Annotated in this window: 23 protein-coding genes, 2 tRNA genes and 1 pseudogene (1 of these 26 only partly in view); 12 read left to right on the plus strand and 14 right to left on the minus strand. The window is 67.3% G+C overall.

Annotated elements, in window-relative coordinates:
- Positions 1-37 precede the first annotated feature (37 nt).
- The 3 genes from AKJ09_RS30570 (at position 38) to AKJ09_RS30580 (ending at position 1,171) form a co-directional block, all read left to right on the plus strand.
- The gene (locus tag AKJ09_RS30570) at positions 38-751 is read left to right on the plus strand and encodes a transglutaminase-like domain-containing protein (protein WP_205633842.1); all 714 of its coding nucleotides are present in this window, start codon (positions 38-40) and stop codon (positions 749-751) included.
- Positions 752-859: 108 nt separating this feature from the next.
- Positions 860-933, plus strand: a tRNA-Met gene (locus AKJ09_RS30575).
- Positions 934-1,097: 164 nt separating this feature from the next.
- Positions 1,098-1,171: transfer RNA gene (locus AKJ09_RS30580), tRNA-Met, on the plus strand.
- 171 nt (positions 1,172-1,342) lie between these two features.
- On the opposite strand, the gene AKJ09_RS55655 is transcribed toward AKJ09_RS30580, so the two are convergent.
- The gene (locus tag AKJ09_RS55655) at positions 1,343-1,477 is read right to left on the minus strand and encodes a hypothetical protein (protein ID WP_275936654.1); all 135 of its coding nucleotides are present in this window, start codon (positions 1,475-1,477) and stop codon (positions 1,343-1,345) included.
- Positions 1,478-1,481: 4 nt separating this feature from the next.
- Between AKJ09_RS55655 and AKJ09_RS56300 the strand changes: the two are divergent.
- Positions 1,482-1,694 (plus strand): annotated as a pseudogene (locus AKJ09_RS56300) (DUF1294 domain-containing protein); the annotation flags it as partial.
- Positions 1,695-1,724: 30 nt separating this feature from the next.
- On the opposite strand, the gene AKJ09_RS30590 reads toward AKJ09_RS56300, so the two are convergent.
- Together AKJ09_RS30590 and AKJ09_RS30595 are read right to left on the minus strand one after the other, a co-directional pair.
- A complete protein-coding gene (locus AKJ09_RS30590) occupies positions 1,725-2,366 on the minus strand; it encodes an SRPBCC family protein (protein ID WP_205633843.1) in 642 nt (213 codons plus the stop codon).
- 123 nt (positions 2,367-2,489) lie between these two features.
- A complete protein-coding gene (locus AKJ09_RS30595) occupies positions 2,490-3,131 on the minus strand; it encodes a glutathione S-transferase family protein (RefSeq protein ID WP_146651402.1) in 642 nt (213 codons plus the stop codon).
- A gap of 133 nt (positions 3,132-3,264) precedes the next feature.
- On the opposite strand from AKJ09_RS30595, the gene AKJ09_RS30600 reads away from it, so the two are divergent.
- Positions 3,265-4,371, plus strand: a complete 1,107-nt coding sequence (locus AKJ09_RS30600; RefSeq protein WP_146651403.1) for a hypothetical protein — start codon at positions 3,265-3,267, stop codon at positions 4,369-4,371.
- Between the two features lie 9 nt (positions 4,372-4,380).
- On the opposite strand, the gene AKJ09_RS30605 is transcribed toward AKJ09_RS30600, so the two are convergent.
- The 4 genes from AKJ09_RS30605 to AKJ09_RS30620 all read right to left on the minus strand — a co-directional run bounded on the left by AKJ09_RS30605 (position 4,381) and on the right by AKJ09_RS30620 (position 7,313).
- Positions 4,381-4,584, minus strand: coding sequence for a hypothetical protein (locus tag AKJ09_RS30605; RefSeq protein ID WP_146651404.1), 204 nt, complete (start codon positions 4,582-4,584; stop codon positions 4,381-4,383).
- Between the two features lie 1,053 nt (positions 4,585-5,637).
- Positions 5,638-6,393 (minus strand): sigma factor-like helix-turn-helix DNA-binding protein, encoded by a 756-nt coding sequence (locus tag AKJ09_RS30610; protein ID WP_146651405.1) that lies wholly within the window; start codon positions 6,391-6,393, stop codon positions 5,638-5,640.
- Positions 6,386-6,694 carry a hypothetical protein gene (locus AKJ09_RS30615; protein WP_146651406.1) on the minus strand — a complete coding sequence of 103 codons (309 nt, stop codon included), beginning with the start codon at positions 6,692-6,694 and terminating at the stop codon, positions 6,386-6,388. Before AKJ09_RS30615 ends, AKJ09_RS30610 begins: the two co-directional genes overlap by 8 nt.
- A 223-nt stretch (positions 6,695-6,917) precedes the next feature.
- Positions 6,918-7,313, minus strand: coding sequence for a RidA family protein (locus AKJ09_RS30620; protein WP_146651407.1), 396 nt, complete (start codon positions 7,311-7,313; stop codon positions 6,918-6,920).
- 63 nt (positions 7,314-7,376) lie between these two features.
- On the opposite strand from AKJ09_RS30620, the gene AKJ09_RS30625 reads away from it, so the two are divergent.
- Positions 7,377-8,294: a LysR family transcriptional regulator gene (locus tag AKJ09_RS30625; RefSeq protein WP_205633844.1), complete on the plus strand. Its 918-nt coding sequence runs from the start codon at positions 7,377-7,379 to the stop codon at positions 8,292-8,294.
- A 39-nt stretch (positions 8,295-8,333) separates the two neighbouring features.
- On the opposite strand, the gene AKJ09_RS30630 is transcribed toward AKJ09_RS30625, so the two are convergent.
- The 3 genes from AKJ09_RS30630 to AKJ09_RS30640 are packed head-to-tail and all read right to left on the minus strand — an operon-like array spanning position 8,334 to position 9,913.
- Positions 8,334-9,074 carry a hypothetical protein gene (locus AKJ09_RS30630; RefSeq protein WP_146651408.1) on the minus strand — a complete coding sequence of 247 codons (741 nt, stop codon included), beginning with the start codon at positions 9,072-9,074 and terminating at the stop codon, positions 8,334-8,336.
- The gene (locus AKJ09_RS30635) at positions 9,071-9,628 is read right to left on the minus strand and encodes an RNA polymerase sigma factor (protein ID WP_146651409.1); all 558 of its coding nucleotides are present in this window, start codon (positions 9,626-9,628) and stop codon (positions 9,071-9,073) included. The genes AKJ09_RS30630 and AKJ09_RS30635 overlap by 4 nt, the downstream gene beginning before the upstream one ends.
- 9 nt (positions 9,629-9,637) lie before the next feature.
- Positions 9,638-9,913 carry a hypothetical protein gene (locus AKJ09_RS30640; RefSeq protein ID WP_146651410.1) on the minus strand — a complete coding sequence of 92 codons (276 nt, stop codon included), beginning with the start codon at positions 9,911-9,913 and terminating at the stop codon, positions 9,638-9,640.
- A 107-nt stretch (positions 9,914-10,020) separates the two neighbouring features.
- On the opposite strand from AKJ09_RS30640, the gene AKJ09_RS30645 reads away from it, so the two are divergent.
- From AKJ09_RS30645 to AKJ09_RS30670, 6 genes are all read left to right on the plus strand, one after another.
- Entirely contained in the window at positions 10,021-10,539 is a 519-nt protein-coding gene (locus tag AKJ09_RS30645) for a hypothetical protein (RefSeq protein WP_146651411.1), read from the plus strand.
- Positions 10,540-10,840: 301 nt separating this feature from the next.
- Positions 10,841-12,040: a hypothetical protein gene (locus AKJ09_RS30650; protein WP_146651412.1), complete on the plus strand. Its 1,200-nt coding sequence runs from the start codon at positions 10,841-10,843 to the stop codon at positions 12,038-12,040.
- Complete coding sequence (locus tag AKJ09_RS30655) at positions 12,037-13,203, plus strand: beta propeller repeat protein (protein ID WP_146651413.1); 1,167 nt, start codon at positions 12,037-12,039, stop codon at positions 13,201-13,203. The genes AKJ09_RS30650 and AKJ09_RS30655 overlap by 4 nt, the downstream gene beginning before the upstream one ends.
- An 8-nt stretch (positions 13,204-13,211) precedes the next feature.
- Positions 13,212-14,435, plus strand: coding sequence for a hypothetical protein (locus AKJ09_RS30660; RefSeq protein ID WP_146651414.1), 1,224 nt, complete (start codon positions 13,212-13,214; stop codon positions 14,433-14,435).
- The gene (locus AKJ09_RS30665) at positions 14,410-15,831 is read left to right on the plus strand and encodes an RCC1 domain-containing protein (protein WP_146651415.1); all 1,422 of its coding nucleotides are present in this window, start codon (positions 14,410-14,412) and stop codon (positions 15,829-15,831) included. Before AKJ09_RS30660 ends, AKJ09_RS30665 begins: the two co-directional genes overlap by 26 nt.
- A 17-nt stretch (positions 15,832-15,848) precedes the next feature.
- Complete coding sequence (locus AKJ09_RS30670) at positions 15,849-17,606, plus strand: IgGFc-binding protein (RefSeq protein ID WP_146651416.1); 1,758 nt, start codon at positions 15,849-15,851, stop codon at positions 17,604-17,606.
- A gap of 419 nt (positions 17,607-18,025) precedes the next feature.
- Here the strand turns inward: AKJ09_RS30670 and AKJ09_RS30675 are convergent, their stop codons facing one another.
- From AKJ09_RS30675 to AKJ09_RS30690, 4 genes are all read right to left on the minus strand, one after another.
- Positions 18,026-18,928: a hypothetical protein gene (locus tag AKJ09_RS30675; protein WP_146651417.1), complete on the minus strand. Its 903-nt coding sequence runs from the start codon at positions 18,926-18,928 to the stop codon at positions 18,026-18,028.
- A gap of 151 nt (positions 18,929-19,079) precedes the next feature.
- A complete protein-coding gene (locus AKJ09_RS30680) occupies positions 19,080-19,436 on the minus strand; it encodes a VOC family protein (RefSeq protein ID WP_146651418.1) in 357 nt (118 codons plus the stop codon).
- Positions 19,437-19,509: 73 nt separating this feature from the next.
- A complete protein-coding gene (locus tag AKJ09_RS30685) occupies positions 19,510-20,634 on the minus strand; it encodes a hypothetical protein (protein ID WP_146651419.1) in 1,125 nt (374 codons plus the stop codon).
- Positions 20,635-20,862: 228 nt separating this feature from the next.
- Positions 20,863-21,700, minus strand: the 3' portion of a protein-coding gene (locus AKJ09_RS30690; RefSeq protein WP_169928002.1) for a TIGR01777 family oxidoreductase. 113 nt of this gene lie beyond the right edge of the window; the window shows 838 of its 951 coding nt (coding positions 114-951); its start codon lies beyond the right edge, outside the window; the stop codon is at positions 20,863-20,865.

Raw genomic sequence — 21,700 nt, forward strand, 5'->3', positions numbered from 1 at the left:
TGGTGACGCGCCCGCTCGTCGTGCAAGGGTAAGGGGGGTGACGCAGCCCACTTCCTCTAGCGCTCCGCCTGCCGCTGCTCTCCAGCCCGGCAAATTCGTGGACTCCGATCACCCCGACGTGGTCGCGTTCGCCCGCCGCACGATCGAGGGCGCGACCACCGATCACGAGCGTGCTGCGCTCCTCTTCCGCGCGGTCCGCGAGCACCCGCGCTACGACCCGTACACGCTCTCGTCGAACCCCGACGACTACCGGGCGAGCGCGGTCCTCGAGCGCGAGAGCGCCTACTGCATCCCCAAGGCCGTGCTCCTCTGCGCGGCCTCACGCGCGGTGGGCATTCCCGCGCGCCTAGGCTTCGCCGACGTGAAGAACCACCTCGCGAGCCCCAAGCTCCTCGCCATGCTCGGCAGCGACCTCTTCATCTTCCACGGCTATGTCGAGATGTGGCTCGACGGCGGGCCCATCAAAGTGACGCCCGCCTTCAACGCCGCCCTCTGCGCTCGCTTTGGCGTCCCTCCGCTCGAGCTCCTGCCCGGCCAAGACGCTCTCCTCCAGGCCTTCGACGGCCAGGGCCGCCTCCACATGGAGTACGTCCGCCAGCGCGGTCTCTACGACGATCTCCCGCTCGACGAGATCCTCACCGAGTTCGAAGCCCTCTACGGCCCCGGCCGCATCCCGAAGGGCGCCGAAAACCTCCGCTCGATCCACGACGAAGCCTTCCATGGTCCTGAAGCGTCCTTGAAGCGCCCCTGAATGCGCCGATCGCGGCCTCTCCAAGAATCTGCGACTTCGGTCACTTAGGTGATTGACCTTCCTGAGGGAGGCGACTACTAACCGTCTCGTTCCGGTGACGGAAGGTGACGCGCGGTGGAGCAGCCTGGTAGCTCGTCGGGCTCATAACCCGAAGGTCGTAGGTTCAAATCCTACCCGCGCAACAAAGAGAAGCCTCGGCTCCAAGTGAGCTGGGGCTTCGTTGCTTTGTGCGCTTTATCTCGGCCGGACCACGAAACGCAGCACTGACGCCGTGGTTCTCTCTCAAGTGATTGACCTTCTTGAGAGAGCCGATTACTAAGCGTCTCGTTCCGGTGACGGAAGGTGACGCGCGGTGGAGCAGCCTGGTAGCTCGTCGGGCTCATAACCCGAAGGTCGTAGGTTCAAATCCTGCCCGCGCAACTAGAGAGGCCGCTGAATCGGAGATCCCGGTTCGGCGGCTTCGTCATTTCACGGTATCCAGCGCGCGTTGCGGGTGCGGACGACTCCGTGAGACGTGCTCAGAGCGCATCACGGACGACCGACTCTTCTACTGGATGGTGGGCGGAGTTCGATTCCGCTTAGGCGCGCGCATCAGAGGCGACCGGCAGGTGATGACCGCTGATCGGTGTTCGCCTTGCGGTGACGGCTGATGGCCGGCGTGAGAAGCCAAAGAACGCGGAACTTGTCGGCCGCGACCGTCGCGTTCGGAAAGAATCTCTCTCCCACGGTGATGCCGAACCTCGCACAGTCCCCCGTCGTCGTCTTCGTGGTCGGCGCCTATGCCATCAGCAGCGTCATCACCTTCGTCGCCTTCGGGGTCGACAAGCGGCGCGCCGCACGGAAGGGACGCCGCGTTCCCGAGCGGACTCTCCACCTCCTCACGTTCGCGTTCGGCTTTCCCGGTGCGCTCCTCGGGATGATCGCGTTTCGCCATAAAACGCGAAAGCCCGCGTTCATCGCGGTGACGGCGCTGCTAGTGGCGGTGCACGTCGTGCTCGCGAGCCTCGCGCTGAGGAAGGCCAGCGAGCGTTCGTCGAAGCGAGTCGATCCAGCTCGAGATCAACGACAAGAGCAGGTTACGCCACTGCTCCGCCTCGTTTGACCTCGCGTCGAGAGTGACGGACCATTCGATGAAGGTCCGATTGCCGTCCACGAGCGGGAGCAGGTGGATGGTGCCCTCGTAGCGAGCGGGAGCCGGCGTCACGTCCACGATGCCAGGCGGGAACGTGAATGGGTCCATGCCGACGTAAGTGAGTGAGCGTTGCTCGTCTGAATGCGCATCGAGCCGCTGTCGGATCCAGCTACCACCGTAGAAAAAGCGACGAACAGCGCCGATCTCGTCGCCGGCCTTCTCGTCTTCGATGACGCTCTCCGTCACCCCCTCGATGTAAGCAGGGTAGTTGTTGAAGTCACGAATGAGCGACCAGACCTCGGTGATGGGGTGCTCGAGGAGACTGCTGAAATAGGCGGTCGTCATTGGCGACAGCATCGGCCATCGCGCGCGCGTGCGAACTCCGAGTCTTGCGCTCGAATTCGCCGGCACCTGCTCCGAGCCGTCGCTGCGCATGCCATCCGCCTTGCTCGGCTCCACGACCTCTTGCTCGCGGACGGACACTGCACGGGCCTTCTGGAAGGGCTCCCGACTCGTGAGCAGAACGATGCGAAGATCCAGAGCCTCGTGGCCCGAACATTCAACAATAAGACAAATCGCGTCCGGGCGGGCGCCGATGGTCTGCGTTCAAGCGGCTTCGACGCGTTTGCAGTAGGCGTCGAACGTGCGCTTCCACGCGGGGCGATCCATACAGCGCGTCAGGTAGCTGCGAACGTGCGTGTAGGGCTCCAAGAGGGCCTGATCGGTGCTGCGTGCGCTCAGCACGTGGGTCATCAGGATGTCGGCGACCGTGAACTCGTCGGTCGCGACGAACGTGCGGTTCGCAAGCCATCCATCGAGCTGCTCCAGGCGCATGTCCGACCATTGCTGGAGTGCATCGTGCGGCTTCGTTCCTTTGCCGCCGCTGATGCCGACGAACCACATCGTCAACACGGGGACCTCGACCGAGCTCAGCGCGGCGATGCTCCAGCGCAGGACCTGCGCTTCCCCCGCGAGGTCGTGCGGCATCAGCTTGCCGCTCTTCCGCGCGAGGTAGAGCAGGATCGCTCCCGACTCTGTCACCACGACGCCGTCGTCATCGATCACCGGGAGCTGCCCGAACGGGTTCTTCGCGCGGAACTCGTCGCTATCGAGGTCGTGGTTCGGATGATCCATCCCGACGATCTCGTAGGGCAGCCCCATCTCTTCCAGGGCCCACAGCACGCGCAGGTCCCGCGTGTTGCCGCGCGCGAACTCGTTCACTCGGGAGAATCCGTAAACCTTCAGCATTGGTAGACCGTATCACCACGGCGCCATCGGCTCTCGCCCGCACACGTGTGTGCTCGTGCGCGCGCTCAGCACGCGGCAGCGTCATCCAAATGGTGGCTACACGAAAGGGCACGCAACGCCTTAGATCGTCAGCATGCGCCTTCTTTGCGGATCCCTTCTGATCGTCCTCGCCACCGCTTCTCTCTTCGCGTGCAACAACGACGATGACAGCGCGTCGTCGAGTACGGAGAACGGCAGTGGCGATCCGTCGAGCGGCGGCGCGAACGCCGGCACGTGCCTCGACCCGGCGAAGTTCGACTACGTGCTCCAGCCGCGCAAGGCGACGAGCGGCAGCTCGTTTCTCCTCTACCAAGCGACACCGAGTGCCGCAAATCAGATCTTCGGCTCGACGATCGACGAGGTCTTCCGCATCGACGTCGACGCGAAGACGGCGACGAGCGTCTACGCACCCGAGGGCGCGATCGCGCCGCGCCACTACCAGCACGGCAGCGACATCGTCGTGACCAGCGGCTCCAAAATCTGGACCGTGCCGAAGGCGGGCGGCAATGCGACGGAGAAGCCGAAGTGGACCCGCACCCCGCAGGGCTCGCTCGCGGGCACGCAGGAGGCTTATCTCGACGGCGAAACGTTCTACGCGCTCGACAACGGCCTGGGCGGCGTTGTCTTCAAGCACGACCTCGAGTCCGGTACGGAGACCGATCTCGGCGCAGAGCCGCGCTCGAACGCATCGAGCATCCGTCTCGGAGAGGATGCAATCTACAGCTATTACCCGAAGAGCGAGGCCAACCACGCGCCGACGGTGGTGTGGAAGCTCCCCAAGGCGGGCGGCACGACCAAGGAGCTCGCGTTCACCGGCGCGCCGAGCGAGGAGAACTATCCGTTCGGCGTCGTCGGCAACGACATCTATCTGCTCAGCGTCACGTCGGCCACGTTCGAGGCGCACATCCTTCGTGCGTCGCGCGAAGGCGGCGCGGTGACCGATCTCGGCAAGTTCATGTACGTCCTCTCGTTCAAGGGGCAGACGAACATCGTCTCGACGGCGAACGGTGTGTTCCTCCGCCTCCAGGACGACATGTTCTGGATCCCGAACGCCGCCTCGTCGTTCCAGAAGATCGCGTGCCTCGCCACGGGCAGCGGCTACGCCTTCTACGCGACGACGATCCTCGACAACAAAGTCTACGCAAGCGTCGTCAACACCGACGCGAAAACGGGCGGCGTGGTCGTGCTGCCGCTTCCCTGAAGGACTGCTTCACGCGTCGAGCACGGGCGGGAAGCCCCACGCCGCGAAGAGCTCCGGAAGCACGAACGTCGTGAGCTTGGCGACGCGACCTTCGAGCGATAGGACGGTAATGCCAACGGCGTTGTAGCGATTACGGCGCTCACGTTTCGCTCGGCTGAAATTTCGGAGAAGATAAATTACGTCACTCTGGGCCCGGCGTACCTTGCCAGTCAAACCGCGTTACCGTGTCCGTCTCGCTCGTGACGTTTCTCTATCGGCAAGCGAGAGGCGTAGTGACGCTAGTGCCTCCGCTGCACGAAATCGTGCCGCCGCTATATACGCCGTAGCAGGACAAGTAGTCAGTGCTCCCGCAGTGAGCATTCATTCCCGGCTCAATCTTGCGTCCGTCACCGGCAGGGCGATATCCCTCTGCGTTCGAACAGTTCGGATAGGCGCCACCACACACAGGATCGACCTTCGCGGTGGGCTCGAGCATCTCAATCCCATCGCAGTCGTAGTCGAACGAGCCTGCTTTCGTCGGCGTTGAGTGGAACTGCTTCGCGTCCGGGTTAACAAGTGGGTCCGTGTCGTCACAATCGCCTGACTTGGTCACCCACCCAGTTCCGGGCGTCTTGCACGCGACCTTGGTCTCAGGCCCGCCGAACCCGTCGCCATCGTTGTCTTTGAAGAAGGGAATAGGGACGTTGCAATCGTCGTCGCTCTGCCCAGCATCATCCGGAGCCGCATCAGTGGCGTGCTCGGTTGCACCGGAATCGTGGGGGGCAACGACGCATTCATTGTCGCGCTGAATTGTTCCGACTCCGCAAACGAGGCCAGGGGAACTCTCGCTGCTCGTGCACGCGAACGCGAACCCGATGAGGGCCGGAGCCAAGGTGAAAATGAGCGTGTGGCGCGGCATTGGAGTCGCTGTCATTCCTTGCAAGGAAGGGCCCCCGTCACATGGCTGTGCAGCTTGGGACTCTCTTGAGTTCCTACGTTGCCGAAAAGCGACGTTTGCAGCAAAGACGTTGTTCTGTCAACGGATGGCTCCGTGCCGAACGTGACGTTCTCGACTTCGTTGAGGACGACGATTCCGCACGATGGAGTCAACGCGAACAGCCATCGACAAAGGTCGCCGAGCGTAGGTACGACCCGAGGGTCATTTGCGACCTACGCAGTGAGCAGCAATGCCCGCGTCGCCAACTTGCGTCGCCGTAGCCGCGCGCACGTCCATCGAGTTCAGCATGCGTCCGTCTTTAGAATCTCTGATTCGGAAGCGCGCCTGGGCTACGCGTCGAGCACGGGCGGGAAGCCCCTCGCCGCGAAGAGCTCCGGAAGCACGAACGTCGTGAGCTCGGCGACGAGACTGTCGGCATCGAACGACAGGACGGTGAGGCAAACGGGGTGATAGCGCCCTGCGCGGCGCTCGCCGTCCCATGTGCCCGATGAGAGCATCGTCGCCACGACCGCATCCTTGCCGTCGAGCCAGTACTCCCACGGCGGCATGCTCATCACTGCGTCGGTCGCGAGCAGCTTCACGAAGTCGTCGAAGTCGCCGCTCTCCCACGCGTGCACGAACCGGTCGACGACCTCGGCGTGGCGCGGCGCGAGGGCAGGGGACTCCTCGCCCGGGCGCGCGATGGCGGCACGCGCACGCTGCAGCGCGCTGTTGATCGCCGCTTCGGTGGTCTCGAGGATGTCGGCGACCTCGGCGACGCTCCAGTCGAGCACGTCGTGGAGGAGCAGCGCGGCGCGCTGGCGTGGCGGCAGCACCTGCACGACGCGCACGAACGCGAGCCGGATGCCCTCCCGCAGCCGCGCGGCCTGCTCGGGCCCTGGGACCTCCGGCAAGAGCGCATCGGGGTAGGGCTCGAGCCACAGGACGTCGGAACGCGGCGGGGTCGTGGGCGGCCCCGGCTCCACCGGCGGGCAGACGTCTTGCTGCATCATGCGACGCGCCCGCGTCTTGAGCACGTCGAGGCAGCTATTGATGACGATCTTGTCGAGCTCGTCGAAACCATCGCCTCGCCGCGCGTCACCCACGTCCGCTACGCCGTGCGCAAGCCGTAGCGTCGTTCGGCGAGGCTGCCCAGATGTCGACGGCGTCGAGCGTCGGGGTGGTCGACCAGCTCACGCCGTCCCAGTGAACGACCGCGACTCCCGGCGCTATTGCCCAGACGTCGTTCGGACCGCTGCCACGAACCGGAGTCACCGAGATTCCTCCGGTCGCGACCTCCGACCAGGTGTCGCCATCCCAGTGGTGGAGCACGCCTGCGCGCGTGGCCGCCCAGAGGTCATCCAGCGAGCTCCCCCAAAGGCCGAAGGCATGGGAAGTGCCATGCACGCCGACGCCGCAAAATGGCATCCAATGCAGTTTGCACGACGTGCCAGTTTGCGCCAAACCTGACAGGCGGGTCCCGCTGCTTCCAGCGCCGACGACTGGAATCGCGCAGGCTTCGAGGAGGCGAAGGTGGAACGGTGAAGGGACGCCTCTCGTCAGAGTGTCCGCTCGGTCCACCTCCATCCACTCGAAGATCCGCGGCACGCTCCGCGCGGAAGAATGACGACTACGGCAGACGTGCGGTGCACCTGATCTCGGCGAAGAGGCCCGGCATCGCGAGGGCGGTGACACCGAGCGCCGTCCACGCCGGGTAGCGCTCGGCGTTCGTGACGTAGCGATCGCGTACTTGGATGAAGAGCCCGAGATCGCGCATGTCGGTGTGGTAGCTCACCATGTCGACGACGTCGTCCATGGTGGCGCCCGCCGCGGCGAGCACCTTCTTCAGGTTCTCGAAGGCCTGCGTGAACTGTGCTTCTTTGCCTTCGATGACGTTCAGGTCTTCGTCGCGACCCACCTGGCCTGCGAGGAACAGGAGGTCTCCCGATCTCACTGCCGGCGAGTAGCGGAACTTCTCGTGGAGATTCTTCATGCCTGCGGGAACGACGGACACTCGATTCTGCATGAGAGGTTCATCGCGCGCGCTGGTCGATTCGTCCAATCGATTGCTAGAATCGGATCGATTCGTATGGTGAATCTATCATCCGTCGATCTCAATCTCCTCGTCACGCTCGAGGCGCTCCTCGCCGAGGCTCACGTGGGGCGCGCGGCGCGTCGTATCGGGCGTTCGCAGCCGGCCGTCAGCCATTCGCTCCTGCGTCTGCGCGAGCTCTTGGGCGACGCGCTCCTCGTCCGCGTCGGCACGCGGATGGAGCTCACGCCGCGGGCGCTCCGCCTTCGCCAGTCGTTGCCCGAAGCGCTCGAGCGCGTTCGGACGCTGCTCGCGCCCGAGTCGTTCGTGCCGAAGACGAGCACGCGGCGATTCCAAGTCGTGATTCACGATCACCTCGCGGATCTCGTCGTGCCCGCCATCGTGCGGCGAATGAGCGTCGAAGCGCCGCGCGCGCGGCTCGAGGTGCTGCCGTGGGAGAGCCCGTTCGCGATGACCGCGGAGCGCTTGCGCTCGCTCGATCTCTTCACGTCGTGCGAGGCGGTCGATCTCCAGGGGTTCGAGCGCCAAGCTCTCTTCGGCGATCGCGACGTCCTGGTCGTTCGTCGCGATCATCCACGGCTGAAGCGGCTCGGAACGCTTCGCGCGTTCGCCGAGGCGCGCCACATCGCCGTGACGCGCGATCCTTTGGATACGTGGCTGGCGACGAAGGGCGTCGAGCGCCAAATCGGTCTTACCGTGCCGAGCTATTTGCAAGCACTGCATGCGGCGGCGGCGAGCGACCTCGTCGCGTTCGTGCCGCGGCGCCTCGCCGAGGCGTTGGCCGCGCCGCTCGCGCTCGTGACCGCGAAGCCGCCGCTCGATCAGGGGCCCTACGAGGAATTCTTGTTCTATCCGCGGCGGCGCGAAGACGACGAAGCCGCCCGATGGCTCCGGGAGATCGTCGTCGCGGTCGGGAAGGACGTTACGACACGATCTCGACGAAGCCCTCGGTGAGGCTGGCGAGGCCTCTCATCGCTCCAGAGGCGCGAGGCCTCACGGATCGACGAGGCTTCGCATTCGCGGGGTCACGGTGTGCGTCGGATAGCGCTCGACGAACTGAGCCGCGTGCGCCCGCGCCTCGTCGGGGTGACCGCTCTGCCGGAGCGCGTCGATCAGGATCGCTTCGCGCTCCGGATACAACCTACCGCGCGGAAACTCGGCGTGGCCCGCGCGCGCGAGCTCGACGGCGGCCGCGGCGTCGGTCACAGCGACGCGACGGAGCTCGACGAGCTGCATGACCTCGCGCTCGCTCACGCTGCGGGTCGGGCTCGGCGACGGCGTCGTGGCGCGCGCCACCGGGCGGGGCGGGGCGGTGACGCTGGAGCGCGCCACCGGCAAGGCGTCGACGGAGATCGCCGACGCGCCCTCGCTACGCGGCGCTTCGGGGGGTGGGATCGTCGGGGCGACCCGCGCGCCCTCGTGCGCGGATGGCGCCGTCATCGTGACGGGAGATGCGGGCGCCGGCGCCTCGCCGCCCCCGTGCGCGCGCCGCGCCTCGAAGGCGTAGAGCCCCGTTCCCGCTGCGGTCACGAGGACGGCCATCGGGATGAGCCTGATGAGCCGGCCGAGCGGCCACGTCGGGCGGGGCGTCGCCGCGACGGCCCGTTCGAAGCGGGCGAGACCGCGCGCGACGTCGAATGCCGCGGGGTCGTTCGCGCGCAGTCCGCGAACGACGTCACGGATCTCTTCGTCGACCGCGGAGGGCTCGTCATGAATGGGGTGATGCTCCGTCATGGAAGCTTCTCCTTCTTGAGCCGGTTGTAGGCGTTGATGAACTCGCGCCGTGCGAGCCGGAGGCGGGAGTGGACCGTCCCGATGGGGAGGTCGAAGGCCGCCGCGAGCGCGCCACAAGATTCGTTCTCGAGCTCGAAGAGGACGAAGAGCGCGCAGAGCTCTGGGGGAAGGCGTTGGAGCGCGCGCTCGGCGAGTCGGATCTTCTCCGTGAGCGCGGCCCGATCCTCGGGGTTTATCGTGGGGTCGACGATCTCGGTGAGGTCGTCGTTCACGTCGGTCTTGCGTCGCTTGAGAAGGCGTCGCCGGTCGCGCGCGAGCAAAAATGCGATCTGGGCGAGGTACGTGGTGGCCTTCGCCTCGCGCTCCTCGAAGCCACCGCGGCGGTGGACGATGAGGAAGACCTCCTGGACCATGTCCTCGATCTCGTCGCGCCCGATGCCAAGGCGACAGAGGAACCGCGCCACGAACGCGGCATGCGCGCGGAACAACGCGGCGGTGTCGTTCACCGCCGGCGCTGCGAATACCCCCCCGTGGCTCTTGGCTGTCATCATCATCGATGCTCGTCAGAAACGGAGGAGGGGCCCAGCGGACAAGAGCGCGCCGAGGGCCGGCGTCGTCGCGTGGAGGATCTCGGAGCGGTCGCGGATCTCGAGCGTCGGCCTCGTGAAGGGGACGAGCACGTCCGCCTCGACGTGGAGCGCGACGTGCCTCGACAGCGCGACCTCGGCGCGCGCCCCGACCTCGACAGCGAACCACGCTTGCGTCGCCTCCGAGTCCCTCCCGTAACCTCGACCGACCGCCCTCCATGATCCGCCGAGCACTCGGCTGCAGGCAGCCACGCGCAGTGGCCGCTCCTCGTACGGCGCGAAACACCCCCGAGCGCGACGACGAGGAGGCTCGCATCGACCTCGCCCGGCCCGAGATCGTAGGGTAACCCGACGAGCCAGTGGCCCGAGGCTCCGAAGGACCAGCGACGGCCGACGTAGAGCCCGACGTCGAGAGCCGCGCCCGCGCCAACTCCGGGGGTCACCCCGACGGCCGCCTCCGCAGCGGCCGCCACGAAGACGTCGAGCGCGGCCGATTCGCGGGGACCAGGGGCCTTCGTGCTTCGGGCCGGCGGCCGGTTCCCAAGCGGGGCCGTCGTACCCTCGGCTGGAGCGACGAGCGGCGCGCCGTCGAACGAGGCGGGGGGCGCCGCTTGGACGGCTTCATCGGCCTCGAGCAGGCGCTCGAGCGCCACGGCGATCGCGACGGCCACGAGACGGATGCGCTCGCCACAGTCGCTTGGGACGTCGTCGAACGAGCGGTCCCCTGCGAGCCGGCCGTCGCGGTAGACCTCGACCGTCACGTCGTGGCGGCCGTGCTGACCCTGCTGGCTCTCGCGGATGTCGAGCCGGAGGCGCCCGTCACCCGGCTGTGGGGGCCGCAGGCGTTCGAGCTCGAGCGCGACGGCCGCCGGCTTTAGACACTGCCCTGTCGAGGTGATGGCCACGACGGATCCGCCGGTCGAGGGCTCGCTGGCGTCGCTCACAGACGACCAGAGCACGGCGAAGGCCGAGGCCAACGCTCCTCGAAGACGCATCTCCTCCGAGACTAGCCGAGCATCGTGGGCGGCCGCCACTGGACACCACCCGCCCGATTCCGCGCATGCCGCTCGGAGACACGTCGACACACCACGTGAATGGAACGAGTGGGCTCGCCCAGCAAAAAAAATCACCTGGTGCCGAATACGCGAAGTTTGCCGGACGACGTTCCATACATGCTGCATGGTCGTTCGGCCGACGAAGCCCCCGCGCGGCTCGCGGGTTCAAGCGAACTCTGCGAAAATTGCGATTGCAAACCTCGCTGCTTGCGCGGCGTTCGGCGCCCTCGTCATCCTGCTGAGCTCGGCGAGCTCCGGATGTAGCTCGCAGCCGAACCTGGTCGGCGAGACCTTGAACGACGACGCGGGCCCGTCGTTCTCCGGCCAGGAGGGGGGATCCGACGCCGGCGAGATCGCGACCGAGTACTGCCCGACGAGCAAGTGCGCCGAGCCGTTCACCACGTGTCCGACGTCGACGTTCTCGTGCGACATCGACCTCTCGCGCGACCCGAATAACTGCGGGGCGTGCGGGCAAGCGTGCCCCGTGGTCGGTGATTCGTTCGGCGCGAAGTTCACCTGCAACCACGGCAAGTGCGTGATGACGTGCAACGCCCAGTTGAACGCCGACTGCGACGGCATCCCCGACAACGGGTGCGAGGTGCAGCTCGACACGCCCATGAACTGCGGCGGTTGCGGCATCCGCTGCGCCGACGGGGAGCCCTGCAAGGGCGGCAAGTGCGGGTGCCCCCCGCCACTCAAGAATTGCGGCGGCTCCTGCGTGGACACGACGAGCGATGACTACAACTGCGGGAAGTGCGGCGAGACCTGCACGCTCAGCGGGGGGCCGCCGGAGGCCTACTACGGATGTGTCAACAGTCAGTGTGATCAGATCAAGTGTCAGGCTCGCAAGCTGGATTGCGACCATGACCTGAAGTTGCCTGACTCGAACGGCTGCGAGATCTCGACGGACCATCCAGACGACGCGAACTGCGGTGGGTGCGGGATCGCCTGCCCTGCGGGAGTCCATTGCACTTTCCAGACGGCCGAGATGGCGTATTCCTGCGGCTGCCCCCCCGGAATGCAGGACTGCACGGGGACGTGCGTCGACGTCGCGAGCGAACTCGAGAATTGCGGCGCCTGCGGTCGCCAATGCGCGCCGCTCAATCTTCCTTTCACCGGTCAGATGTGCAACGGCGGTGAGTGTGACTTCTTCTGTCAAGACGGTCACGCCGACTGCAACGACAGCGCAGACGACGGATGCGAGACCTCGCTCCTCTCCGATCCTCGTAACTGCGGAGGCTGCGGCATCTCTTGCGATCTCGCTGTCGGGCAGGCTTGTGTCGGCGGGCACTGCGCCGTCGAGGCGTGTGGAGGGATCAAGTGAACCGTCGCAGTCTCGGCAGAGAAGTCATGGCGCTCTTCGTGCTCGTCCCGGTCGTCACGACCGCGTACCTCGTCGGGTGCAGCACGGGCGAGGCAGACCCGGACCCCGTCGTGAAGGACGCCGGCCCTGCGCTGTCCGCGGACGCCGAAGCGGACGCCGATGATGCCGCGGATGCCGCCGAAGCTGGGCCCTGCACCGATTGCGAGTTCTACCCAGCGGAGTGCGGCGAAGGTCTGTTCTGTACCGTCTCTGCTCCGCTCAAGACGGGGGCGCGGCTCCGGAGCATCGCCGGGACGTCGGCGTCGAGCGTCTGGGCCGTCGGGACGAAGGGCACCGTGCTCCACTTCGACGGCGCTTCGTGGCAGGAAGCGGCCCTGGGCGTCCTCGACACGTTCAGCAGCGTGATCGCGCTCTCGCCGGAAGAAGCGTGGACGGCTTCGACGTTCCGCTCGGTCTACGTGCACATGCCGGCGGGAGACGGCGGCGCCGAGGGCTGGCAGCCGCTCTCCACCACCGAGGTCGGAGGCGGGTGGCCCTTTTACCAAGGCGTCGTCGCGGGGGCGTACCCCACGGGCGGTCCGGCGTGGTTCGCAGTGCAAGACAGCCGGAGGAGTGTCGCGCTCACGCGGGCGCAGCGCACGGAGGACGGCATCGAGACGACGCTGATCGCGTCGGTCCCGGTCCTGAGCAGCGTCTTGGCGATCCACGCCGTGTCGAAGGACGAGGTCTGGGCGGTCGGCGGTGTCGGCAGAGCGATCCGCGTCAGCGACGGCTCCGGGGACGCGCCGGTGCTGCAATCCTTCAACACCCAGACGCTCGCGACGCTCCACGGCGTCTGGGCGAGCGGCTCTGACGACGTCTGGGCGGTCGGGAGCGAGGGGACCGTCCGTCGGTTCCGCGGCTCCGGCGTGCTCTTCGACTCCGCGCCCGACGTGCCTACGGACGTGACGCTCCGCGCGATCACCGGCACGGCTCCCGACGACGTCTGGGCAGTCGGCGACGGCGCCGTCGTCCTCCACTTCGACGGCGTGAAATGGACGCGAATCGCGATCGCCGGTCTCGGCGCGCGACGGCCCGATCTGCACGCCGTCTTCTGCGCAGAGCGAGGTCGAGTCTGGGTGGCCGGCGACGGCGTCCTTCTCTCGCTCGGAAAGACGATCTGAGGGGCTTCATGCGTTATCGAAGGCAACGAATCTTCATCGGCACGCTCCTCACCGCGGCCGCCGCGGCGGCGGGCGTGGCCGCATGTGCAAGCAACGAGGACGTCGATCCCGGGGCGGGCCCGCCGGACACCGGCAGCGACACCGACGCGAGCGTGCCGGGCTCGGACGCGGGGCGCGACTCGAGTGTCCTCGACTCCGGCGACGGCGCACTCCCGTGCAGCACGACCGGGTGGTGCACGACGCGCACCACGGACCCGGCGACGCGCTTCGACGATCTGTGGCCGCTCGAAGGCGCAGCGTTCGCGGCCGACCGCACGGCGGGCCTCCTCGCCTTCGAGGGCGAGCGATGGAGCTTCATCCACGAGGGGGTCTCTGGTCTCGGCGTCGTCTGGGCGGCGGGGCGAGACGAGGTCTGGGCGGGGGGTGAGCAGGGCCAAGTGGTCCACGGCACGAGGTCCGGTGGCGCGTGGAGCTTCACCACCGAGGCCGTGTCGAACGACGAGCCAATCCTCTCGATCTGGGGAGCAGGGGCAGATGTCTTCGCCGCTTCGGCGCATCGCATCCACCGACGCGCAGCCGGGGCCGCGGAATGGAAGACGCTGCACGAAGAGACCGATTGGTCCTCGCCGGAGTGTGGGGACAAGATCTTCTCCTTCACCACGATCGCCGGGACGAGCGGCGACGACGTTTGGTTCAGCGGCGTGCGAGGAGGCGACCAGACCTGGAGCCAGGATTCCTTCTGCGGGTACCTCGCCCGCCTCGTCGGCGATCGCTACGTCGTCCTCGCCGACTGCACGTTCGAGTACTCCGATAACGTCGGCATGTGCGTCAGCAGCCCGGGCGCGAACGCGACGCTCGCGTGGTTCGACCAAGCCTACGTGCTCGGCGAGGGCACGCTCGCCACCGCTTGGACCCGGGGCGGAACCTGGCTCGAAGCCTCGCACGACGGTGACGGCGGCGTCGCTCTCGGCGAGGTCCTCGAGGCCCGGGCGCTCATGGGCTCGCGGGTCTGGGGGCCTTCCCAGAACGAGATTTATGCCGTCCGAACGCAGTCGGGCGTCGAGGTCCTCTACCACAACGAGGACATTCGAAAAGACGGCGGCGCGTTCGCGATCGCGAGCATCGCGCTCCACGGTATTCCCCTCGTTGCCGACCTGAAGCTCCGCGGACGCTCGGCGACCGACATTTGGCTCTTCGGAGGATCGTATGCGCTCCACAAGATCGGTCCCTGACCGCGCCGTCCGCGTTGCCGCCGGCGTCGCTGCGCTGTTCGTCCTGCCGCCGCTGGTCGTTGCCGTTGCGAGCTGCACGTCGGTCGAGGTGTCCCACACGATTCCCGCCGAAGAAGAGGCCGCGGTGGACTCCGGCGCCGAGGTCGAGGCTTCGCCCGAAGCCGGCGCCAGCGACGCCGACGGCGACGCGAGGCCGGACCCGTACGCCGACGCCGGACCGCCGAGGCAGGTGCATTGTGCCGTGACCCCGTGCGCGGTCGCGCTGACATCGACCTCCGCGGCCGACGTCATCGGGAGCGAGACGGAGTGGTCGCCGGACCTCCTCTTCGACGTCCGTGCAAAGGCGTATTGCGTTCTCCTCGACAGCGGCCGCGTCGCCTGTTGGGGAACGAACGATCGCGGTGAGCTCGGTCGCGGCCAGGACGCCGGCGTCCGTCCGAGCGGCAAGGCCGACTTCGTCGTCGGCGTCGATGGGGCCAAGGAAATTACCGAGACGTGCGCAGTCCTCGGCGACGGTAGCGTCACGTGTTGGGGCTTCGGCGATCACCGCAGCGACGGCTCGAACGCACCGACGACGCTGCCGCTCCCGCCGGTCAAGACCGTGCGCGTCGGCCACCGCGTAGGCTCGGACTTCGGCTGCGCGATCCTCGCCAGCGACGAGCTCTCGTGTTGGGGATATGGCCTCGAGCCGCTCGGTCCACAGAGCGCGTACGTCGACGCCGGCGGGACACCCTACGCCGCCGTCGACGCCACCGTCGTCGCGCTGCCGGCCGGGCCGGCACCCTCCACGCTCGCCGTCGGCGACGCGACGTTCATCCTCCGCTCGGGCGGCGGCGTACTCAGCTGGGGCGATCAGCGGGTGCTCGGGCGCCCGTCGTCGCTCGCCCTCGATCCGTACCCGACGCCGCTTCGCCTCGACGGTGTCACCGCGATCGACGTCGCCGGGGCCAACGTCTGCGCCGTCGCGCGAGGCAGAGCCTACTGTTGGGGCTACTACCCCGACCCCGTGACCGACGACAGGATCCCTCCGCCGGTGCGCTCACTGCCGGAGATCGTCAGCGTCCCCGAGCCGGTGACGCAGATCTCGACGGCGCCCGAGGACTTCGCGAGCGACTACCAGCGTGGCTGCGCCGTCGTGGCGGGCGGTTTGGTCTATTGCTGGGGGAAGAACGAGCGCGGCCAGGTCGGCGACGGGACGCGGACCTTCGCGCAGGTGCCGGCCAAGGTCGCCGGTCTGCCGGCGCCGGCGGTGTCGGTGCGCGCGCTCGGAGAGAGCGCCTGCGCCCTGCTCGAAGACGGGAGCATCTATTGCTGGGGAGACGACACCGCCGGCACGCTGGGGCGTGGCGGCATCGGAACGTTCAGCACCAAACCGGAGCGGGTGACTCTTCCATGAGAGGCAGTGTTCCTTCCATGAAGGTATCTTCGAGGACGTTCCTCCGCGCTGTCGTGGTGCTCGGCGCCGTGGGCGTCGTGGGCGCGTGCGGCGACGGCAAGCGCGATGGTTTCGCGCCAGCGCCAGCGCCGGATTTCGGCGAGGCCGGCGCGCCTGAGAATTCTTGCCCGCTGCAGTGTTCGCTCGATCTCCGCTCCGTCATCCGCTCGTGCAACGGCGAGGTCGTCGACACCTGTCCGCCGGAGCTCGGCTGCGCCGACGGCCAGTGCGTCCCCGCCTGCCAGGCGACCGCTAACGCGCAGAGCTCGCTCGGTTGCGAGTTCTACATGCAGCCGCCGCCGGTTCATCCGGCGTGGGCGCGAAGCTGCTACGCGGCTTATGTCACCAACGTGTGGGGCGTGCCCGCCGAGATTGGCCTCGAGCTCGAGGGGCGCAAGCTCGATCTCACGGGGGCGATCTACAAGTTCACGCCTGGCACGTCGGAGTTGACGCGATCGTCGAACCCCGTGGTGGCCGGTGACTCGGTCGTGGTCTTCCTCGCGAGCGCGCCTCCGGGCAACCAGCAGGTGAACCACATCGGCTGTCCGGAAGGTGTGAAGCCGGCGCTCGAGGGCTGGACGGTCCCGGCGCGATCGGGCAGGTCGTCGTCGTTCCATCTCACGAGCGAGGTGCCGCTCAGCGTGGCGACGATTTACCCGTTCGGCGGCGCGGCCAGCTTCGTGCCGTCGGCGACGCTCCTCCTACCGGTCGTCTCTTGGGGGAAGCAGCACGTCCTCATCGAGCCGGCGCAGCGGAGGCTCACCAGCGATCGTGGGCTCCCGGGCGCGCAGATCGTCGCGGCGGAGGACGACACGGTCGTCACCGTCGTGCCGGCGAAGGACATCCAGGGCGGCCCGAACGTCGAGCCTGGCCTTCGCGGCACCAAGGTGACGTATACGCTTTCGAAGGGCGAGTTCCTCCAGCTCTCTCAGGACGAGGAGCTCTCGGGGAGCATCGTCGAGTCGACCCGGCCGACGTCGATCTTCGGCGGCCATTCGTGCATGCAAATCCCTGCGGGGATCTTGGCGTGCGATTCGGCGCAGCAAGAGCTCCCAGCCCTCTCCCAGTGGGGGAGCACCTACGCGGCGGTCCGCTACCGAGGCCGGGTCGACGATCAGGAGCCGGCGCTCCACCGCATCGTCGCGGCGTTCGACGGGACGACGCTGACCTACGATCCGGCGCGTCCGGACGGCGCGCCGCAGACGCTGAACGCAGGCGAGGTGATGAACTTCACCTCGCCCCAGCCCTTCGTCGTTCGGAGCCAGGACGCCGATCATCCCTTCTATCTCGCGGCGTACATGACGGGCGCGGAGAACCCGGAGTCGGGGCAGAAGGGCGATCCCGAGTTCGTCAACGTCGTCCCCGCTGGCCAGTACCTGAACAGCTATGCCTTCTACGCCGATCCGACGTACGACGACACGTCGCTCGTTCTCATTCGGCAACGCGACAAGGTCGGCTTCAAGGACGTCTGGCTCGAGTGCGCCGGTCAGAACCTCGACGGCTGGACGCCGATCGGCAACGGCGGAGAGTTCGAGTTCCGTCGCGTCGACCTCTCGCGTAACGGCGGTCCCGGCGAGACCTTCGGCGCAAACACCTGCACCTTCGGGCTGCATCGCGTGAAGAGCGACGGGGCGTTCTCGGCGACGCTCTGGGGCTGGGCTGCCTACGCGAGCTACGCGTATCCGGGTGGGATGGCGCAGCGAAACCTCGTGACCCGTCCGGTCATCATCCACTAGAGCGCCGCGCCATCAACGCGCCCGCATGTCAGCGCGCTCAGCGCGGCTTCTCGAGCTTGGCGAGAGACCCCGAAGACGAAGCCCAGTAGACGGAGTCGCCGTCCACGGCGATGCCTGTGGGGTAGTTCCGATCGGTCGCAAGAAGGGTGGGCGTCGAGCGGGCGCGGCGGTTCCGGTGCGCCGGCTTCGTCGAGCGCCGACGCTCGCGGTGCGATCGCGATGCTGGCGTCGCGACGAGAGGAGTCCACCGGCGGCGTCGTGCGAGGCGCCGGCGAACACGCCATGAGGCCCACGACCAAGGCCAGGGCGACGAGCGGATGTCGTCTGCGTTGCATGCGCTCGAATGCTAGCGCTCCGGTCAACCTCACGCCGCGATTCGTCTTTCGACGGTGCCGGCGTGGCCTCGCGTGGGCCGCGCGCTACTTCGCCTTCTGAATGCGGAGGCTCGTATCGCCCGTCTTCCCGTCGACCGAGCAACCGGCAGCGTTCGTCTTGCTCATGACGAGCAGGTACCGTCCGACGTCGAAGGTGTGTCGCAGGGTGAAGCACGCATCGCCGCTCCCGGGCACGCTTGTCGCCAAGAGCGTCGTGCGATCGTTCGAATAGATCCGCAGGCTCAGGTTCTCGAGGCAGCGACCACTCACGATGTCGTACGTCGTGGGTGCCTGAACATCGAACGTCAGAAAACTATCGCTGCACTGATAAGGCACGAACACCCCGTTCACGCATCCGGTGTCCGCCGGAAGGGCGACGGCGCTGCTGACGTCGGCACCAGCAGGATCGACGGGCGCTTCCGTCGTCCTCGCTACCGACGGCACGTCGTGGGCCGCCAAGCACTGAATCGTGGCGAGAAATGGCTTGAGCGTGTCGTAGTCGATCGTGGGCAAGGCCCCCGCGGCCGCAGGTACGTTGAATTCCTCTGCGCGGAAGGTGGCGACGCTGCCATCCTGGTCGGTCACGCGAACCTCTATGCTCGTCCCATCCGCCGGTCGCGGCACATCGCGCGGCTGGATCGTCCGGAGGCCTGCCACGGCGGTGAGCTGCTCGTCGGACATGTCCGCACGGTCCTTCGCGTAACCTGTCGCTCCCTCCCAGTAGCCGGAGCTCGAGATTGCGATCTGAACGCTGGTCTCCTTCCAAACCGGAACCTCGACAAAGGCGTCAGGCCCGGCGTCGACGGAGGCATCGGGAGCGCCGGGCGCCGGACCCTCTCCGGCGGAGACCGCTGTAGGCGCGGTGTCGTTCGAGGTCGAACAGCCCGCGAAGAGCGAGAGGGACAAGCACGCAGGAAGGAAGGCGGGTACGAGGAAACGTCGAATCATCGTTTTCTAGACAAGGCAAGGTACGTACCGAGGTGCGCGTTCGCACAGGAATCGTGTACGTCGTCTGCACGGCGCCGAACGCTCGCGTAGCTCGGTCGCGATCACTCGAAGGTCGCCCGCGGCTTGCACCGACGTGAGCGGTGCGGCGAGCTCACGATCCGGCTGGCCGGAGCGGCGAGGCGTGCTTGGGCTGATAGATCCCGAGCTTGCCTCCGCCCGGCAACGTCACGCGCGTAATCGACCCCCAGCGCTGCTCGTCGATCGGCGAGCAGGCGATCCCCTTGCCCTTCATCTGCTCGACGAGTGCGTGGACGTCGTCGCACATGAGATAGAGCTCGTGCGTGTCGTTCGCGTCCGACGGGTGCACCGCCACCTCCGCGGGCGGCAGCGCGAAGATCAGCCAGCCGTGGCCGGCGTCGGCGAACGGGTACGAGAGGACGTCGCGGAAGAAGGCGCGGTCGGCTTCCGCGTCCTTGCTGTAGAGAATGACGTGGGCGCCGTGGATCATGCGGCTCAGGGTAGGAGAGGGCGCCGCGCGAGCAAGGCGGATCGCGGACTTTCGTTGGCGAACGTAGAACGAATCATCTGCGACGTTCGGCAGTTGATGGCGGCGGCCGTTCCCCCGCCGGGGTCGGCCACGGCGTGACCTGCTCGAGGTAGTGTACGACGATCTTCGGCACGCCCTTCGTGTTTGACCAGAGGTTGTCGGCGTCGACGCGGCACGCTCCTGCAAGCTCGTACTCGTCGTCTGCGCCCTTCCTCCACGAAGCGCACTTCGCGTTCCACTCGCGGACGATCCATGCGACGGGTTGCCCTTGCAACCGCGAGCAGAGCGCGCTCCTCCACAATGAGGAGGCGTGCGCCTTCGAGGGGGAGGGCAGTTGGTTGCATTCCGCGCGATCCGAGGCGAGATCCTCGGGCGCGTCGAACGAGACGACACCTGCGTCGTCGACGCTACCTCGCAGCGTCGGCCCTGCCAGGACCCACGAGCTGACGTCGTCATCGTGCACATCGAGCGGCATCGCTTCGAGCGATACGCGCGCGCGACCGTTCTCGTCGAGCATGAGGCTCTGCGAGCCGGAGTCCCAACGTTTCCCAGGCTCCCATCGGGCCGAATCAGGGCGCCCGGATTGAACGCTCATGTGCTCGGGCAACCACGCGGGGCGACGCAGCGTGCGTGAGCCGAGGCAATCGAGGAGCGACGGCGTCGTCGCGCTTCCCATGCAGGTGTAGTCGAAACGTTCCGTGAAACTCACGCGGACCTGGCCGCCAACCATTTCGAGGCGAGGGGGCATGACGCTCGATTGTGGCCCTGACGAGCGCACGCTTCTCGCCGTCTTCCCGAGATGCAGGAGACGCCAGGTGGTCCGCTCGGGGCCGGCCTCGTAAGGCAGGCCTGCGATGCACGTGCGCTCATCGACGACGACGTCCCATGCTCCGTCGCGTGTCTCGAGGCACGCGCTTGTGTCGGGCGCGCAGTCCGACATGCACCTCGCATCCTGAACCTTCCCATCGTATCCGGGGTCGCGGGAGATCGCGTCTGCACGTTTCGCGCACGCGGCCCGGCGAACGTCACGAAGCGTGTCGCACGCGGATGCGCCGCTCGCGTGACGCGGACCGCGGCACCCCTGAACGACGATGAACGCCACGGTGCAGACCAAAGTCCCGAGCGTGACGGAAGCCAGACGGTGCTTTTGGTTCCCCATGACGTTCGGCCCATCACTATGCCACGCGTCGTTCGAGCACGACGGAAACCGCGGCACACCGCGCGCCTATCGCCCCGCGCGAAAAGGGTAGCCGCATCGGCTCCAAGTGAGCTGCTTCTCGGCGCTGGACACGATGTTGGCGCGATCAGCAAACTTTCGTTGGCGAAAGTAGACCCCTTCGCTCGGGTGGGGCCTCCGCGGTACGCGACTAGGTACGTCTGCGACGCTTCAGGTGGTCGCGGTGGCGGGACGCTCTGCGGGGCCGTGCACGTGACCGAGGAGATCGCCGAGGGCCTCGTCGAGGTCCGGGAAACGGAAGCGGAAGCCCGTCGCGAGCGCTAGCCGCGGCACCGCACGGTGGCTTTGGAGGAACAGCTCCGCCCGCTCGCCCAAGAAGAGGCGCATGATCGGCGCCGGCATGGGCCCAAGGCGCGGCCGGTGAACGGCGCGGGCGAAGCTCCTCGCGAAGGTGCGGTTGGTCACCGGGTTCGGGCTGGCGCTGACGAGTGGACCGCGGATGCGAGGGTCGTCAATCGCGTGCACGATGAGACGGGCTGCGTCCTCGACGTGGATCCACGACATCCACTGCTGGCCCGGGCCGAGCGTCCCGCCGAACCCGCGGCGGTAGATGGGCAGCAGTGCCGCGATGGTGCCGCCCTCGCGGCCGAGCACGAGGCTCTGGCGAAGGAGGACGAGCCGGGCGCCAGTGTCCACGGCGCGCCGAGCCTCCGTCTCCCACATGGCTGCGAGCTCGGCCGTGAAGCCCTTCCCGAGCGAGGCAGTCTCGTCCACGAGCGCGTCGCCCGTGTCGCCCGCGTACTCGATCGCGCTCGAGGACACGAAGGTGCGGCCCTCGCCGCCCGCCTTGCGTAGACCCTCGACGAGGGATCTTGTCGCCGCTCGGCGCGTCTCCGCCAGCTCTTCCTTGCGCGCTGCAGTCCAGGTTTTCGCAAAGATGGGGTTGCCGACGAGGTTCACGATCGCGTCGGCGCCGCCGACGGGAGCCACAGGGTCGCGCGCCTGCCACTGGCGCAGGTCGACGTCCGGCGGAAACGGATGTGATCCT

The organism is Labilithrix luteola, from assembly GCF_001263205.1.
GTDB lineage: Bacteria > Myxococcota_A > Polyangia > Polyangiales > Polyangiaceae > Labilithrix > Labilithrix luteola.

Bases quoted from the DNA above. Each gene is read 5' to 3' on its own strand.
- AKJ09_RS30660 (WP_146651414.1), top strand. From the start codon at position 13,212: ATGCGTTATCGAAGGCAACGAATCTTCATCGGCACGCTCCTCACCGCG.
- AKJ09_RS30680 (WP_146651418.1), bottom strand. From the start codon at position 19,436: ATGATCCACGGCGCCCACGTCATTCTCTACAGCAAGGACGCGGAAGCC.
- AKJ09_RS30665 (WP_146651415.1), top strand. From the start codon at position 14,410: ATGCGCTCCACAAGATCGGTCCCTGACCGCGCCGTCCGCGTTGCCGCC.
- AKJ09_RS30635 (WP_146651409.1), bottom strand. From the start codon at position 9,628: ATGATGATGACAGCCAAGAGCCACGGGGGGGTATTCGCAGCGCCGGCG.
- AKJ09_RS30630 (WP_146651408.1), bottom strand. From the start codon at position 9,074: ATGACGGAGCATCACCCCATTCATGACGAGCCCTCCGCGGTCGACGAA.
- AKJ09_RS30685 (WP_146651419.1), bottom strand. From the start codon at position 20,634: ATGGGGAACCAAAAGCACCGTCTGGCTTCCGTCACGCTCGGGACTTTG.
- AKJ09_RS30600 (WP_146651403.1), top strand. From the start codon at position 3,265: ATGCGCCTTCTTTGCGGATCCCTTCTGATCGTCCTCGCCACCGCTTCT.
- AKJ09_RS30650 (WP_146651412.1), top strand. From the start codon at position 10,841: ATGGTCGTTCGGCCGACGAAGCCCCCGCGCGGCTCGCGGGTTCAAGCG.
- AKJ09_RS30670 (WP_146651416.1), top strand. From the start codon at position 15,849: ATGAAGGTATCTTCGAGGACGTTCCTCCGCGCTGTCGTGGTGCTCGGC.
- AKJ09_RS30620 (WP_146651407.1), bottom strand. From the start codon at position 7,313: ATGCAGAATCGAGTGTCCGTCGTTCCCGCAGGCATGAAGAATCTCCAC.
- AKJ09_RS30625 (WP_205633844.1), top strand. From the start codon at position 7,377: ATGGTGAATCTATCATCCGTCGATCTCAATCTCCTCGTCACGCTCGAG.
- AKJ09_RS30595 (WP_146651402.1), bottom strand. From the start codon at position 3,131: ATGCTGAAGGTTTACGGATTCTCCCGAGTGAACGAGTTCGCGCGCGGC.
- AKJ09_RS30675 (WP_146651417.1), bottom strand. From the start codon at position 18,928: ATGATTCGACGTTTCCTCGTACCCGCCTTCCTTCCTGCGTGCTTGTCC.